This is a genomic window from Aeromonas simiae (assembly GCF_000820125.1).
GTDB lineage: Bacteria > Pseudomonadota > Gammaproteobacteria > Enterobacterales > Aeromonadaceae > Aeromonas > Aeromonas simiae.
The window spans coordinates 21818-34407 of the sequence record NZ_CDBY01000003.1; the positions used below are offsets into that span (position 1 = coordinate 21818).

11 protein-coding genes are annotated in these 12590 nt (G+C 60.1%); 9 read left to right on the plus strand and 2 right to left on the minus strand.

Annotated elements, in window-relative coordinates:
* Positions 1–110 precede the first annotated feature (110 nt).
* Positions 111–2081, plus strand: coding sequence for a methyl-accepting chemotaxis protein (locus BN1134_RS00350; RefSeq protein ID WP_042044563.1), 1971 nt, complete (start codon positions 111–113; stop codon positions 2079–2081).
* Between the two features lie 8 nt (positions 2082–2089).
* On the plus strand, positions 2090–3523 hold the full coding sequence (locus tag BN1134_RS00355; RefSeq protein ID WP_042044564.1) for an ABC transporter substrate-binding protein: 1434 nt from the start codon (positions 2090–2092) through the stop codon (positions 3521–3523).
* A 43-nt stretch (positions 3524–3566) separates the two neighbouring features.
* Here BN1134_RS00355 and BN1134_RS00360 read toward each other — a convergent pair whose 3' ends face one another.
* A complete protein-coding gene (locus tag BN1134_RS00360; protein ID WP_042044565.1) occupies positions 3567–4364 on the minus strand; it encodes a GNAT family N-acetyltransferase in 798 nt (265 codons plus the stop codon).
* Positions 4365–4680: 316 nt separating this feature from the next.
* On the opposite strand from BN1134_RS00360, the gene metF reads away from it, so the two are divergent.
* Entirely contained in the window at positions 4681–5574 is an 894-nt protein-coding gene (metF, locus tag BN1134_RS00365; RefSeq protein WP_042044566.1) for a methylenetetrahydrofolate reductase, read from the plus strand.
* A gap of 51 nt (positions 5575–5625) precedes the next feature.
* Here the strand turns inward: metF and BN1134_RS00370 are convergent, their stop codons facing one another.
* Positions 5626–7893, minus strand: a complete 2268-nt coding sequence (locus BN1134_RS00370) for a zinc/cadmium/mercury/lead-transporting ATPase (RefSeq protein ID WP_042044568.1) — start codon at positions 7891–7893, stop codon at positions 5626–5628.
* Between the two features lie 486 nt (positions 7894–8379).
* On the opposite strand from BN1134_RS00370, the gene BN1134_RS00375 reads away from it, so the two are divergent.
* The 6 genes from BN1134_RS00375 (at position 8380) to BN1134_RS19885 (ending at position 12586) form a co-directional block, all read left to right on the plus strand.
* A complete protein-coding gene (locus tag BN1134_RS00375) occupies positions 8380–8949 on the plus strand; it encodes a single-stranded DNA-binding protein (protein ID WP_042044569.1) in 570 nt (189 codons plus the stop codon).
* Positions 8950–9279: 330 nt separating this feature from the next.
* Positions 9280–9609 carry an aldehyde dehydrogenase family protein gene (locus BN1134_RS19880; RefSeq protein WP_198133121.1) on the plus strand — a complete coding sequence of 110 codons (330 nt, stop codon included), beginning with the start codon at positions 9280–9282 and terminating at the stop codon, positions 9607–9609.
* Positions 9537–9701, plus strand: a complete 165-nt coding sequence (locus BN1134_RS20330) for an aldehyde dehydrogenase family protein (protein ID WP_332309651.1) — start codon at positions 9537–9539, stop codon at positions 9699–9701. Before BN1134_RS19880 ends, BN1134_RS20330 begins: the two co-directional genes overlap by 73 nt.
* A 150-nt stretch (positions 9702–9851) precedes the next feature.
* Entirely contained in the window at positions 9852–10976 is a 1125-nt protein-coding gene (locus BN1134_RS00385; protein WP_042044571.1) for an alkene reductase, read from the plus strand.
* A 484-nt stretch (positions 10977–11460) separates the two neighbouring features.
* On the plus strand, positions 11461–11766 hold the full coding sequence (locus BN1134_RS00390) for an ArsR/SmtB family transcription factor (RefSeq protein WP_042044573.1): 306 nt from the start codon (positions 11461–11463) through the stop codon (positions 11764–11766).
* Between the two features lie 553 nt (positions 11767–12319).
* Positions 12320–12586: a hypothetical protein gene (locus BN1134_RS19885; protein WP_198133122.1), complete on the plus strand. Its 267-nt coding sequence runs from the start codon at positions 12320–12322 to the stop codon at positions 12584–12586.
* Positions 12587–12590 lie beyond the last annotated feature (4 nt).

Sequence of the window (12590 nt, forward strand, 5' to 3'; positions counted from 1 at the left end):
GAAAAACGTGTGCTACATCAACGGAATGGGGCGGGATAAACCTCCAGTAACCCTCTAATTGGCCGATAAGCACTATGTTGAACATATTCCCTTAGTTTGAGGACAGCGACATGAGTCTCTCCATAGTGCAAAGGATCATTGCCGGTTTTGTGCTGATGCTCCTTCTGCTGATCCTGCTTGGCACCGTCAGTGCGCTCAAGATCCGTGGCATCAATGCGGGTCTGACCGAGGTGACCGAGCGAGCAACCCCGCTGGTGGTGGCGGCGGCCAACCTGAAGGGGACCCTGCAGGATGCCAATCGTTGGGTACTGGAGTACCGCAACAGTGAAGAGGGCAGTGCCCTGGACGGGCTGGCGGCTCAGATCAGCCAGCAGCGACAGCGTTTCGAACAGAGCCGTGAGGCACTGGATCAGGGGGATGAGGCGGCCGCCAAGCTGCAATCGGTCAGCGAGGCGGCCGAGCATTTCTTTGCGTTGAGCGATCAAGTGATGGCCCAGCATCGCCTCTGGGTGGCGGCGCACCAGCACCTGACTGAGCTCGGCAAGGGCTTCATCCGCCTCGAGGATACCTATCAGTGGGCCGCCGATCTGCTGTTGCAGCAGGCATCGAGCCAGCGTTCCATGCGCAACAAGGCCGAACTCATCACCTCGGGCATTGCCCGCGATATCAAGAATATCCGTCGCGCCGACCAGCAGACCGATCTGGCCACGCTGGAGAAGGTGCTCTCGACCGACATCGACATGGCCCGCAAGCGCCTCGAGCGGGTGGCGGTGCCCGATGACGTCAAGGCCCGCTATCTGGCCAACCTCGGCAAGCTTGAAGAGCTGACCCTGGGCAAGAGCGGCATGCTGGTGACCATGCGCAGCCAGCAGCAGCTGGGGGCCACCCTCAAGGATCTCAACTTGCAGCTCGACAGCACCCTGGCTAAGGCGCTGGGTCTGCTCGATGAGTTCAGCGCCAGCGCCACCCGCACGGCCTCGGTCAGCCGTAACAGTGCCGACGGGGCGGTGAGCAGCGCCAGCTTCTGGATTCTCACGGTGGCGGCCGTTTCGGCGCTGGTGGCGCTGGTGATCGGCTACACCACGGCGCGCAGCATTCAACGTCCGCTGCAACGGATCAACGGCGAGTTGGCGCTGATGGCTGCCGGGGACATGACCCGCCGCATCAACTACCGCAGCGGCTGCGAGTTTGGGGCGCTCTCTAAGTCGATCGACACCCTGGCCAGCAAGACAGGTGAGCTGCTGAGCGAGATCAGTTCGGGCTCGCGCCATCTGGTGGATGAGGCGGCCCGTGCCGCCGAGATCAGCGAGCGCGCCATGGCTCGGGTACAGGAGCAGAAGAGCCAGACCGATCAGGTGGCCGCCGCCATCACCGAGCTGGAGGTGAGTGCCGGTGAGGTGGCCCGCTCCACCGAGAACACCAAGCGTGAGGTGGATCTTGCCAACGATGAGGCCAAGTCGGGGCGGCGCAAGGTGGCCGATACCCGACGCCTCACCGAGGGGCTGGCTACCGCCATGGAGGAGGCCGTCGGCATCACCCACAAGCTGGGTGAGTTCAGCGACAACATCGGCAGCATTCTCGACGTGATCCGCAGCATCGCCGAACAGACCAACCTGCTGGCCCTTAACGCCGCGATTGAGGCGGCCCGAGCCGGCGATGCCGGACGTGGTTTTGCCGTGGTGGCCGACGAGGTACGGGCGCTGGCTAACCGTACCCAGACCAGCACGGAGGAGATCCAGGCGATGATCGAGAACCTGCAGTCCTCGAGCCGCCACGTCGTGGAGGTGATGGGGCGCAGCCAGGATCAGACTCAGACCTGCGTGACCCAGACCCGTGAGATGGATGACGCGTTGCAGTCTATCGCCCGGCGGATGGAGGTGATCAAGGAGCTGGCCGATCAGGTCGCCCACGCCGCAGATGAACAGATCTCGGTCAGCCAAGGTGTGGCACAACACATCTCGGGGATTGCCGAGGTGGCCTTCGAGACCGAGCGTGAGGCGCGCCAGTCGGCGGGCAGCAGTGAGGTGCTGGCCGATCTGGTCTCGCAACAACAGAAACTGATTTCCCACTTCAAGGTCTAGGAGGCGCTATGTCAAAGCAATGGTTAGGGGCGCTCGGCCTGCTGTGTTGTTCCCATCTGGTGGCGGGTGAGCTGGTGATAGAGAGCTGGCGTGTCGATGACAAGGCCCTGTGGGAGCAGAAAATCATTCCGGCGTTTGAGAAGAGCCATCCCGGGATCAAACTGACTTTCCACCCGGTACAAAACGTCAGCTTCATGCCGACGCTGCAAGAGAGCCTCAAGGCCGGCAAGGCGGGGGATCTCATCACCTGCCGCCCGTTTGACGACTCGCTGGCCCTGTTCAAGGCCGGCCATCTGGCCGAGCTGACCGAGATGGCGGGGATGGAGAACTTCCCGAGTTTTGCCCAGTCCCCGTGGCAGACTGACTCGGGGGCTCAGACCTTCTGTGTGCCGATGGCATCGGTCATCCACGGCTTTTTCTACAACAAGGGGATCTTCAAGGATCTGGGGATTACCCCGCCGCAGACCCGGGAGCAGTTCTTTGCTGCCCTCGATAAGGTCAAAGCCGATGGTCGCTACGTGCCGCTCGCGATGAGCGGTGCCGAGAGCTGGGTGGCCTCTGAGCTCGGCTTCCAGAATATCGGCCCCAACTACTGGAAGGGGGAGGATGGCCGATTGGCGCTCATCAGCGGCAGTGAGCGGCTCGACAATGCCCCCTATGTGCAGGCTTTCAGCGAGCTGGCCCGCTGGCGCCCTTATCTGGGGGAGGGGGCTGAGCAGCGTGACTATGCGGCGGCGAACGAACTGTTTACCTCGGGCAAGGCGGCCATGTATGTTGCCGGCTCCTGGGAGATCGCCCCCTTCACCGGCAAGGTTGATTTTGGCGTGCTGCGCCCGCCGGTCGCCAAGGCGGGAGACAGCTGCTACTTCACCGACCATACCGACATCGGCATGGGGATGAACACGGCGAGCAAGAATAAAGAGGAGGCCATGCAGTTCCTGCAGTGGCTCACCACCTCCGAGTTTGCCGAGCTCTACACCAACGCCTTGCCCGGATTCTTCTCTTTGTCGAACCACTTCTTCGATGTGAGCAACCCGGCGGCGCGCGAGATGATGGAGTGGCGCGATCAGTGCGACTCCACCATACGGGTGGCGACCCAGATCCTCTCGCGTGGCAGCCCCAAGCTTGGGGATCAGCTGGCAGAGGTGAGCCAGCAGGTGTTGCTCGGTAAGCTTGAGCCCCAGGCGGCCGCCATCCAGCTGGAGAGTGGGCTGCTCAGTTGGTATGCGCCGCAGCGGAAGGGCAAGAAGGGGGCTGCCGCCTGCGACTGTACGGCGCCAGCCCCGGCAGCGGCGCCCTCTGCCGCCCCGTCGACGGCCCCTGTTGCCCAAGAAAATGCACCGGCACCGGCCACCATGGCGCCTGCGGCGAGTGCCGCGGCCACGGCCGCCAGTGAAGAGGCGCTCTCTAGAGAGCTGGAGCAGGGGGCGACCCCGCAGTAAGAGGGCGGGATAAAAACAGGGAGGCCATTGGCCTCCCTGTTTTTTATGGCTCTGGCCGCTTCCGGCGAAACAGGCTGCCCAGCCGGCCCCGCGTCTCAAAGCCGAGGTTGCGGTAGATGCGGTGGGCAAAGTAGTCGCTGTCGGCCACGATGATGATCTCGGGCACCCGTTGCAGTCCATGGGACGCCACCTGATAGAGCAAGTGTCGGCACAGGCCGCGATTGCGCCAGCGTTCGCGGGTGCGTACCCATTGAAAGCGGCCGAGTGACCCTTTGAAAAAGAGGCCACAACTGGCGACCAGCTCCTCTCCCTCCCACATTCCCCACCACTGGCCGAGACCATCGGCAATCATGGCGTGGTAGAGCGCCATGCGTCCGTCAAGAAAGCGGGCGTAGTCCACCGCATTATGCGCGGGGTCCCGCTCTGCCAGTTCGAGCGCATGCCAGGCGGGCCAATCATGGTGGACGAAGGGGCGCACAGGCAGGGATTGCGCCCCTGCGGGTTGCCGCAGCTGCGTTGTCGTGACACCGAGCGCTTGCAGCTCCAGATAGTGGTATCCAGCGGTGATGAAGCCGGCCAGGCGGCTGTGTTGCCCCTCTTGGAGCGTCCACTGGAAGGTGCGGTGACGAATACGGGGATCTCGCCCTATGTGGCGATCGAAGCTCTGCTCCAGCCACCCCTTGTCATGGTCGTGAGGGGGGGAGGCCAGCAACAGGTAGTTGCCGAAGTAGTCATCGGGCGCATCGGGAGCCGTAATGGCCCAGAAGTCGGGGTAGCGGGCAATTTGTCCCCGATAGCCATCGAATAGCAATTCGGTGGCAACGGCGGGATGGTCGTCCATGACAGGCTCCTTATAGGGACTCTCATGGTTATCGGCGGCAGGCAGTAAAAAAAGAAGGGCCGGAGAAAACTCCGGCCAAACAATCACACGCAGATTCAGAACGTAAAACGTTCTCGTCGGTATGATACTGTGCTTCTTGTCGATTTGGGATGGGGTTTATTCATTCTACTGACATTTTTATTTTTTTTACGGCGCCGTCGCGGGTAAAAAAGAGAGGGTGTGATTGACATCATGGGGAAATCCGGTAAGGATAGAAAGACGTTTGGACGTCCAAACATCCAGATTTCAGGAATGTGCAGTACAGGGAGAGACACAGATGGGATTTCACAGTGCACGCCAGGTTGAAGCACTCAACCAAAGCATCGCGGACTTGAGCGGCGACATTTCGGTCAGTTTCGAGTTCTTTCCGCCCAACAGCGAGAGCATGGAGCAAACCCTGTGGCAATCCATCGAGCGGCTCAAGGTGCTCGAGCCCAAGTTCGTTTCGGTTACCTACGGCGCCAATTCGGGCACCCGCGATCGCACTCACAAGGTGATCAAGGATATCAAGGAGCGCACCGGCCTCATCGCCGCGCCGCACCTGACCTGTATCGATGCCAGCCGTGATGAGCTGCGCACCATTGCCCGCGACTACTGGAACAGCGGGATCCGCCACATCGTTGCCCTGCGCGGTGATCTGCCGCAAGGGGTCGACAAGCCCGAGATGTACGGCGCCGATCTGGTGGCCCTGCTCAAGGCCGAAGCCGATTTCGACATTTCGGTGGCGGCCTATCCGGAAGTCCACCCGGAGGCGCGCAGCGCCCAGTCGGATCTGCTCAACCTCAAGCGCAAGATCGATGCTGGCGCCAACCGCGCCATCACCCAGTTCTTCTTCGACGTGGAGACTTACCTGCGCTTCCGGGATCGCTGCGCCGCCATCGGCATCGATGCCGAGATAGTGCCGGGCATACTGCCGGTCTCCAACTATCAGACGCTGGCCAAGTTCGCCGGTTTCACCAACGTCAAGGTACCGCGCTGGATGCACCAGCGCTTTGAGGGGCTGGATAACGACCAGATGACCCGCAACCTGGTGGGGGCCAGCATCGCCATCGATCAGGTGCGGGTACTGAGTCAGGAGGGGGTGAAGGATTTCCACTTCTATACCCTGAACCGCTCCGAGCTGACCTACGCCATCTGCCATACCCTGGGGGTGCGCCCCAAGCAGGCCTGAGCGCAGACGTGAAAAAGCCCCGCACAGCGGGGCTTTTTTATTGCGGGCAGATCAGCGCTTGCGCAGCAGGCGCAGGGCATTGGCGGTGACCAGGGCGGTGGCCCCGGTGTCGGCCAGCACCGCCAACCACAGGCCGGTCAGACCGAGCAGGCTGGTGACCAGGAAGATCGCCTTGAGACCGAGGGCCAGGGCGATATTCTGGTGGATGTTGGCCAGCGCCGCCCGTGACAGGCGGATCATGGCCGGCAGACCATGCAGCTGGCTGGTGGTCAGGGCCGCGTCGGCGGTCTCCAGCGCCACGTCGGTCCCGGAGCCCATGGCGATGCCGATGCGGGCCCGCTTCATGGCGGGGGCATCGTTGATCCCGTCCCCGACCATGGCGATGGCCCGTTGCCCAGAGAGGGCTGCGATGGCATCCACCTTGTCGGTGGGAAGCAGGCTGGCGCGGTAATCCAGGCCGAGTTGCCCGGCGATGGCCGCGGCAGCCCTCGGGTTGTCTCCGGTCAGCATCACCCCCTCAATGCCCAGTGCTTTCAGCTCGTCCAGGGCGGCGCGGGCGTCGCCGCGCAGTTGATCCTGTAGCGCCAGCAGCGCCAGCGGGGTCTTCTCGCGGGCCAGCACGATCACTGTCTTGCCTTGCTGCTCCAGCGACTGGATGCGGGCTTGGGTCGGCTCATCCAATCCCTGCTGGTGTTGGGGGGCCAGCAGGCTCCAGCGTTTGCCATCGATGATCCCCTCGACCCCCATGCCGGGGAGGGCCCGGATCTCGCCTGCGGCGGCAGTCGTGATCCCTTGTTCGGTGGCGTGGTTCACCACCGCCTGCGCCAGCGGGTGATGGGAGCCGGTCTCGATGGCGGCGGCCATGGTCAGCAGGAAGGTGGCCTCTTCGGCGGAGCCCAGCACTTCCAGGTTGGTGACCGCAGGCTTGCCCAGGGTCAGGGTGCCGGTCTTGTCGAAGGCGATCATGTCGATAGCAGCCAGTTGCTCCAGTGCCGCTCCCCCCTTGATCAGCGCCCCTTGGCGGGTGGCGGCGGCCAGTGCCGAGGTGACGGCTGCCGGGGTCGATATCACCAGGGCACAAGGGCAGCCGATCAGCAGCAGGGCCAGGCCGCGATAAGTCCAGGTTTCCCAGTCGGCGCCCAATGCCAGGGGAGGGATCAGGATGACGGCGAGGGCGACCAGCATCATGGCCGGGGTATACCAGCGGCTGAACCGGTCAATGAAGCGTTCGATCGGTGCGCGCTTGGATTCGGCCTCTTCGATGAGTTGCAATATGCGATCGATGGCATTGTGGCCGGGTTCCGAGGTGACGCGCAGCCGGATCAGTCGATCCACGCAGAGGGAGCCGGCGGCGACTTTCTCGCCGGCGCGGCGTTCGACCGGGATCGACTCTCCGGTGAGGGCGCTCTCGTCAAAGGCGGCGAGCGTGTCGAGCAACACCGCATCGGCCGGCAGGCGCGCTCCTGGGGCCACCTCTATGATGTCGCCCGGCCGCAATTCGCTCGCTTCCACCTCTTCGCGCTGCTCACCACGTACCCGGATGGCCTGCTCTGGCACCAGCGCCATCAGGGCGGTGACACCGGCGCGGGCACGTCCGGCGGCATAGGATTCAAGCTTTTCACCGAGCATGAAGAGCAGCAGAACCATGGCGGCCTCGGCGGTCTCGCCGAGATAGAGGGCGCCGACAGCGGCGACACTCATCAGGGTTTCGATGGCAAACGGAGTGCCACTGCGTGCCAATTGCCATGCCTTACGGGTGACCGGCCACAGGCCCCACAGGGTCGCCAGGGTAAAGAGCCACTGGCCGAGTTCGGGCATCACTTGGCCAAGCAGGGTGGCCAACCCCATCATGGCGGCAAGTGAAATAATGCCTGCGTTTTCACGCAGCCAGCTGGACTGGGTTGCAGAGCTGGCAGTTCGAGAGGGGCCTCCACTTAGGGTAAAGCCCGCGGCACCGACCGCCTCCATGATAACGCTGGGAGAAAGAGTGGGAGCGGCATCCACAACGAGTCGTTCGGTTGCAAACAGCACGCGTGCCTGGCTGACACCGTCCAGGCGGCCCACGGCGGTCTCTATCTTGCGGGCACAACTGGGGCAGTCCATCCCGCTGACTTGCCAGCTGTGACGCTGGTTACCGGAGGCGGGTGCTCGAGGGGGATCGTCGTCTCCTGTCGAGGCATCATGAACATGGCCGCTGTCATGGGGGGCATGTTCGGTGTGGGAGTGCGGTGAGGCGGTGGCATCACAGCAGTGACTATTGTGCTGGTGTGCTTCGCTCTGGGTGGGCTTGGATTTGCCCGAGCAGCAGGAGTGGCTCATGGGGTGCTCCTTTGAGTGTCCGTTCTTGCAGGAGACTGTAGACCTTTGACCATAGTCCAAGGTCAAGCATGAGATTCGTAGCGGTTCACACTTTTATATCGCGCTTTGAGATTGGGAGAGCTGAGCAAGGGAAGCGGCAAGCGAAAACCGTGGCGTAGGCTGGAGAGATACGCTGTCAGCCCCCCTTTGCGAAGACGCGTGGTCTGTTGTGGATGAGATCTCGTTGAACCGTGCGGCAGAAGTTAAGGTCATAACATTGATGATGGTCAGGGATTGGCGAGGCCAAGCCGACGCCATCGTGCGCTGAGGAGTTCTTGCTGTTACTATGTCGGGCACGGTTGTGGCAGACTGCGACCCCTTGCCTGCCAGGTCAGGCCCAGTCGGGACAACATGTAGTACCGCCAAGGCGCTGCCTGAATTGCGGGCAAGCAAACGATGAATATGGCCGGACAAGAGCCGGTTTAAAGAATGAGGTGAGAGTGAATTATGGCCAGTCGCGGCGTCAATAAAGTGATCCTGATCGGTAACCTCGGGCAAGACCCCGAGGTGCGCTACATGCCCAGTGGGGGTGCGGTGACCAATATCACCCTGGCGACTTCCGATACCTGGCGCGACAAGCAGACCGGCGAACAGAAAGAGCGGACCGAGTGGCACCGTGTCGTGTTGTTTGGCAAGTTGGCCGAGGTCGCCGGTGAGTATTTGCGTAAGGGCTCCCAAGTCTATATCGAAGGTCGTCTGCAAACTCGTAAGTGGCAGGATCAGAATGGCCAGGAGCGTTACACTACCGAGGTCGTGGTCGATATCGGTGGCAGCATGCAGATGCTGGGTGGCCGTCCGCAAGGTGGTGGTCAACCGATGAATCAGGGTGGCGGTCAACAGCAGAGCTGGGGTCAGCCGCAGCAACCGATGCAGCAGGCCAGCCGTCCGGCAGCAGCGCCTAGCCCGCAGCAGCAAGGTGGCTACAACCGTCCGGCCGCTCCCCAGGCTCAACCCCAGTCCGCCCCGCCGGTCTACAATGAGCCGCCGATGGACTTTGATGACGACATTCCGTTCTAAGATTTACCTAAGACATTTTTATAACGAATTCGCGCTCAAGCCCCTGTTTATACAGGGGCTTTTTTGTTTTAAGCCCCAGAAAGTATCAAGTGTGGAGGGACAGCTTTACTAAATCGCCTCCGGCCCAGGAACAGGATGAAAGAGTGCGGCGATAGGAATGCTTATACGAAATCATAGTTATATATTGACATATTTAAATATGTGGAATATTCTTCAATAAGAATCCGCTGCACTGACCTCAGGAGGCACCCCATACAAAACGCCGGTGATAACCACCAGAGCTACCTTCCCAACCGCAGTGACGGCCTGTTTATCGATAACCAGTGGGTGATGGCGGACGGTGACACTCTCGATATCATCAACCCGGTCAACGAAGAAATCCTCACCAGCATCCCAAATACGACCGCTGCCGATGTCGACTGCGCAGTGCAGGCCGCGCAACGCGCCAATGCATTGCTGAAGATTGCCGACCTGCTGGAAGCTGATGCCGATCGATTCGCCGTTCTGGAAACCCTTGATGTAGGCAAACCCATTCGTGAACGTCGCGCTGTCGACATCCGTTCAAGGGTGAAGCAGAGATCATCGCCATGGCCAATGACTCCGAATTCGGTCTGGCGGGTGCAGTTTGGACTCAAGACACCAACCGTTCGTTGCGGGTAGCACGCGCGGTGGAAACTGGGCGTATATGGATAAATACCTACCATGAGATCCCTGCCCACGCCCCCTTTGGTGGTGACAAGACTCGGGCCTAAGACGGGAACCTCATAAATCAAGGCTGGAAGCCTGCAGTCAGAAGAAGAACATCGATATCAACCTCAACGAAACAACTCTCGGGCTCTTCGCGTGGAGCCACGTTTTTTTGACCCTAAACATTGAATATTTTAGATATGCAGGTAAATGAAATGACAAAATCAGCACTCTTCAACGCCACCCAGCTGGGCCCATACACTCTCAAGAACCGTATCGTTTTGCCGCCACTGACGCGTTCGCGCAGTTCCCAACCCGGCAACATTACGAACGAGCTCATGGCCACCTATTACCGTCAGCGCAGCAGCGCTGGCTTCATGGTGACCGAAGGCACCCAGATCGAACCTCGGGGACAGGGCTACGCCTGGACCCCCGGCATTCATAGCCCAGAGCAGATACAAGGCTGGCGTAAGGTCACCGACGCGGTTCACGCCGAAGGGGGGGTGATCTTTGCTCAACTTTGGCATGTTGGCCGCGTATCGCACACATCACTGCAGCCCGGAGGTGAAGCACCTATCGCGCCATCAGCCATCCGTGCGGACAACGTCAAGGTGTTCATCGAGACTGGCCCCGGCACGGGTGTGCTGGCTGAGCCATCGATCCCGCGTGCGCTGTCCACCCAGGAGGTAAAGGAACTGGTTAAGCTCTACGCCCAAGCCGCCCAAAATGCCTTGGACGCAGGTTTTGACGGGGTCGAGCTTCACTGCGCGAATGGGTACCTGGTAAACCAGTTCATTTCGACCCATACCAACCAGCGTGATGATGAATATGGTGGCTCGCTGCAAAACCGTCTTCGCTTCCTGCGTGAGATCACCCTGGCCGTTGCTGATGTCGTCGGTAAAGATCGCATGGGGGTTCGCTTCTCCCCGCTGTTCGAGACCACAGACGAAAACCGCGTATACCTCGGTCTGGTCGAAGAAGATCCGCACCAAACCTACATTGAGGCTGTGAAGATCCTCGAAGAAGTGGGCATTGCCTATTTGTCGCTCGCCGAGGCCGATTGGGAAAACGCCCCCGAGCTGCCTGATTCGTTCCGGGAAGAGGTTCGCAAGACCTTCAGCGGAAAGATTATTTATGCCGGGAAGTACACCGCTGAACGCGCGAGTCGCGTCATCAATGCCGGCTGGGGAGACCTGATCGCTTTTGGCCGCCCTTTCATTGCGAACCCCGACCTGTCCGCCCGTATTGCCAACAACTGGCCCCTTAACCCCGTTGATCCAAGCAGCATGTTTGGCGGCACCGAAAAAGGCTACATCGACTACCCGACTTACCAACCCTAAATGATCATTGCCACGCCCCATAGTTAAGGGGCGTGGCTCAGCGGTTGCTGACCGAGGAAGTGAAGCATGTACCAACTAAGCGCGACCGCCTATCAAGAGCATAGGGAGAGATAGGCAAACGAACTTTCAGGAGGGGTCATCTAAGCCTTGAACCGTTCTTTCCCCTAAACGTCGATGTGAGACGCCAAGCCCACCGAGCCCCCATCCACGCTACCCTCGCAATATCCATCTAGGATGCCACTAGGGACGTAACCACCTTCGCCCCTTGCTGGAAACACTGCAGGAAATTGGTGTGGGTCACATCATCTTGTACTTCGGCGCACAGGCGTCCGATAGTTCTATCTGACAGGGACAATAGGATTTCAGTTCAAAGTAGCCAGTCATTGCAACGGGCTGACGAGCAGAGGTCGCGGCGAAGCCTTCCAATTTGATGCGCGAACCAGGAAAATATCTAAATATCGCAAAAAACAGGTATCAAAAATTCATGGCTATTGATGTCAACGAAGCGCTGAAAGCATTGGCGAACCCGATGCGCCTTGCCATCCTCAATTGGCTCAAGGATCCCAGGACCGCCTTTCCTGAGCAGGAGGTCGATCCAGAAACGGTTGGTGTGTGCGTCAGCATCATCCAAGCGCGCACGGGTCTCTCCCAATCAACCACATCGCTTTATCTCGCGGCGCTGCAGCGCGCGCAATTAGTGACATCGCAGCGGATTGGCCCCTGGACCTATTACAAACGCCACGACGAGAATATCGATGCCTTCTTCAAGGCGCTGCAAGAAAGAATCTAGGTGGCACAACCCCTGTATTTCTGGCTGATTTCCGTCTTTGCTGCTTTCAAACACTGCAATCTGGATGAATAACGATCAAATCCTCTGCAGGTTCGACTAAGCGAATAGCATTACCAGTTGATGCGATGTGCCAAAAAGAACGCTCCTGTTGCCGAACGACTAGTTCGCCACGCTGAACCCGGGGGCTGTGTACGCAAAATACAGCACACCCAGCACACCCAGCACACCCAGCACACCCAGAGAGGGGCGCGAAGCCCTCCAGGTGCTCTTCTACGGTCAACCCGTTTCAGGGGGCCGCATAGCATTTTCAACATGACAGAACCGCACTGCACCACAACCCTGAGTGTATAGGTTGAGTACTCGCCGCCGGCACCGGGCAATGCTTCGGCAGTGACAAACGCGGTGCCCAGCTGGCAGCGATGGAACGCCTCTTGCGCTCGTCAGAGGCTTCCAGCGATGTTTGGGTCATGTTAGAGGCGGAGGATGATGCGTAGCCCCCGACGTTTTGCTGGTGCGGGCAGCCCAGGGCTTGGCAAACATACAAGCCATTGCGATGACGCCGCTGATGCGACTGCAAGGGGAGAATGGGGCCAAGGGCGTGATCGCTAGCCATGTGCAACAGGTGATTACAGTGCCGCTTACCAACCCCGGCTTCTGCGGGACTTTTTGCTATTACGGCTGTCTAGCCAATGGTTCAGGCAAGCTTTCTGTGGGTAAATCTGTTGATAAGGTGTGTGTTTGCTTGGTGTTTGTTCGAACGCACCGAAAACAGCACTTTTTCTCGATTTTACGCTTGCCAGAATTCGCCGGCTCCCTATAATGCG

Coding starts and splice junctions, on each gene's coding strand:
- BN1134_RS00350 (WP_042044563.1), top strand. CDS start 111: ATGAGTCTCTCCATAGTGCAAAGGATCATTGCCGGTTTTGTGCTGATG.
- BN1134_RS00355 (WP_042044564.1), top strand. CDS start 2,090: ATGTCAAAGCAATGGTTAGGGGCGCTCGGCCTGCTGTGTTGTTCCCAT.
- BN1134_RS00360 (WP_042044565.1), bottom strand. CDS start 4,364: ATGGACGACCATCCCGCCGTTGCCACCGAATTGCTATTCGATGGCTAT.
- metF (WP_042044566.1), top strand. CDS start 4,681: ATGGGATTTCACAGTGCACGCCAGGTTGAAGCACTCAACCAAAGCATC.
- BN1134_RS00370 (WP_042044568.1), bottom strand. CDS start 7,893: ATGAGCCACTCCTGCTGCTCGGGCAAATCCAAGCCCACCCAGAGCGAA.
- BN1134_RS00375 (WP_042044569.1), top strand. CDS start 8,380: ATGGCCAGTCGCGGCGTCAATAAAGTGATCCTGATCGGTAACCTCGGG.
- BN1134_RS19880 (WP_198133121.1), top strand. CDS start 9,280: ATGGCGGACGGTGACACTCTCGATATCATCAACCCGGTCAACGAAGAA.
- BN1134_RS20330 (WP_332309651.1), top strand. CDS start 9,537: ATGGCCAATGACTCCGAATTCGGTCTGGCGGGTGCAGTTTGGACTCAA.
- BN1134_RS00385 (WP_042044571.1), top strand. CDS start 9,852: ATGACAAAATCAGCACTCTTCAACGCCACCCAGCTGGGCCCATACACT.
- BN1134_RS00390 (WP_042044573.1), top strand. CDS start 11,461: ATGGCTATTGATGTCAACGAAGCGCTGAAAGCATTGGCGAACCCGATG.
- BN1134_RS19885 (WP_198133122.1), top strand. CDS start 12,320: ATGACGCCGCTGATGCGACTGCAAGGGGAGAATGGGGCCAAGGGCGTG.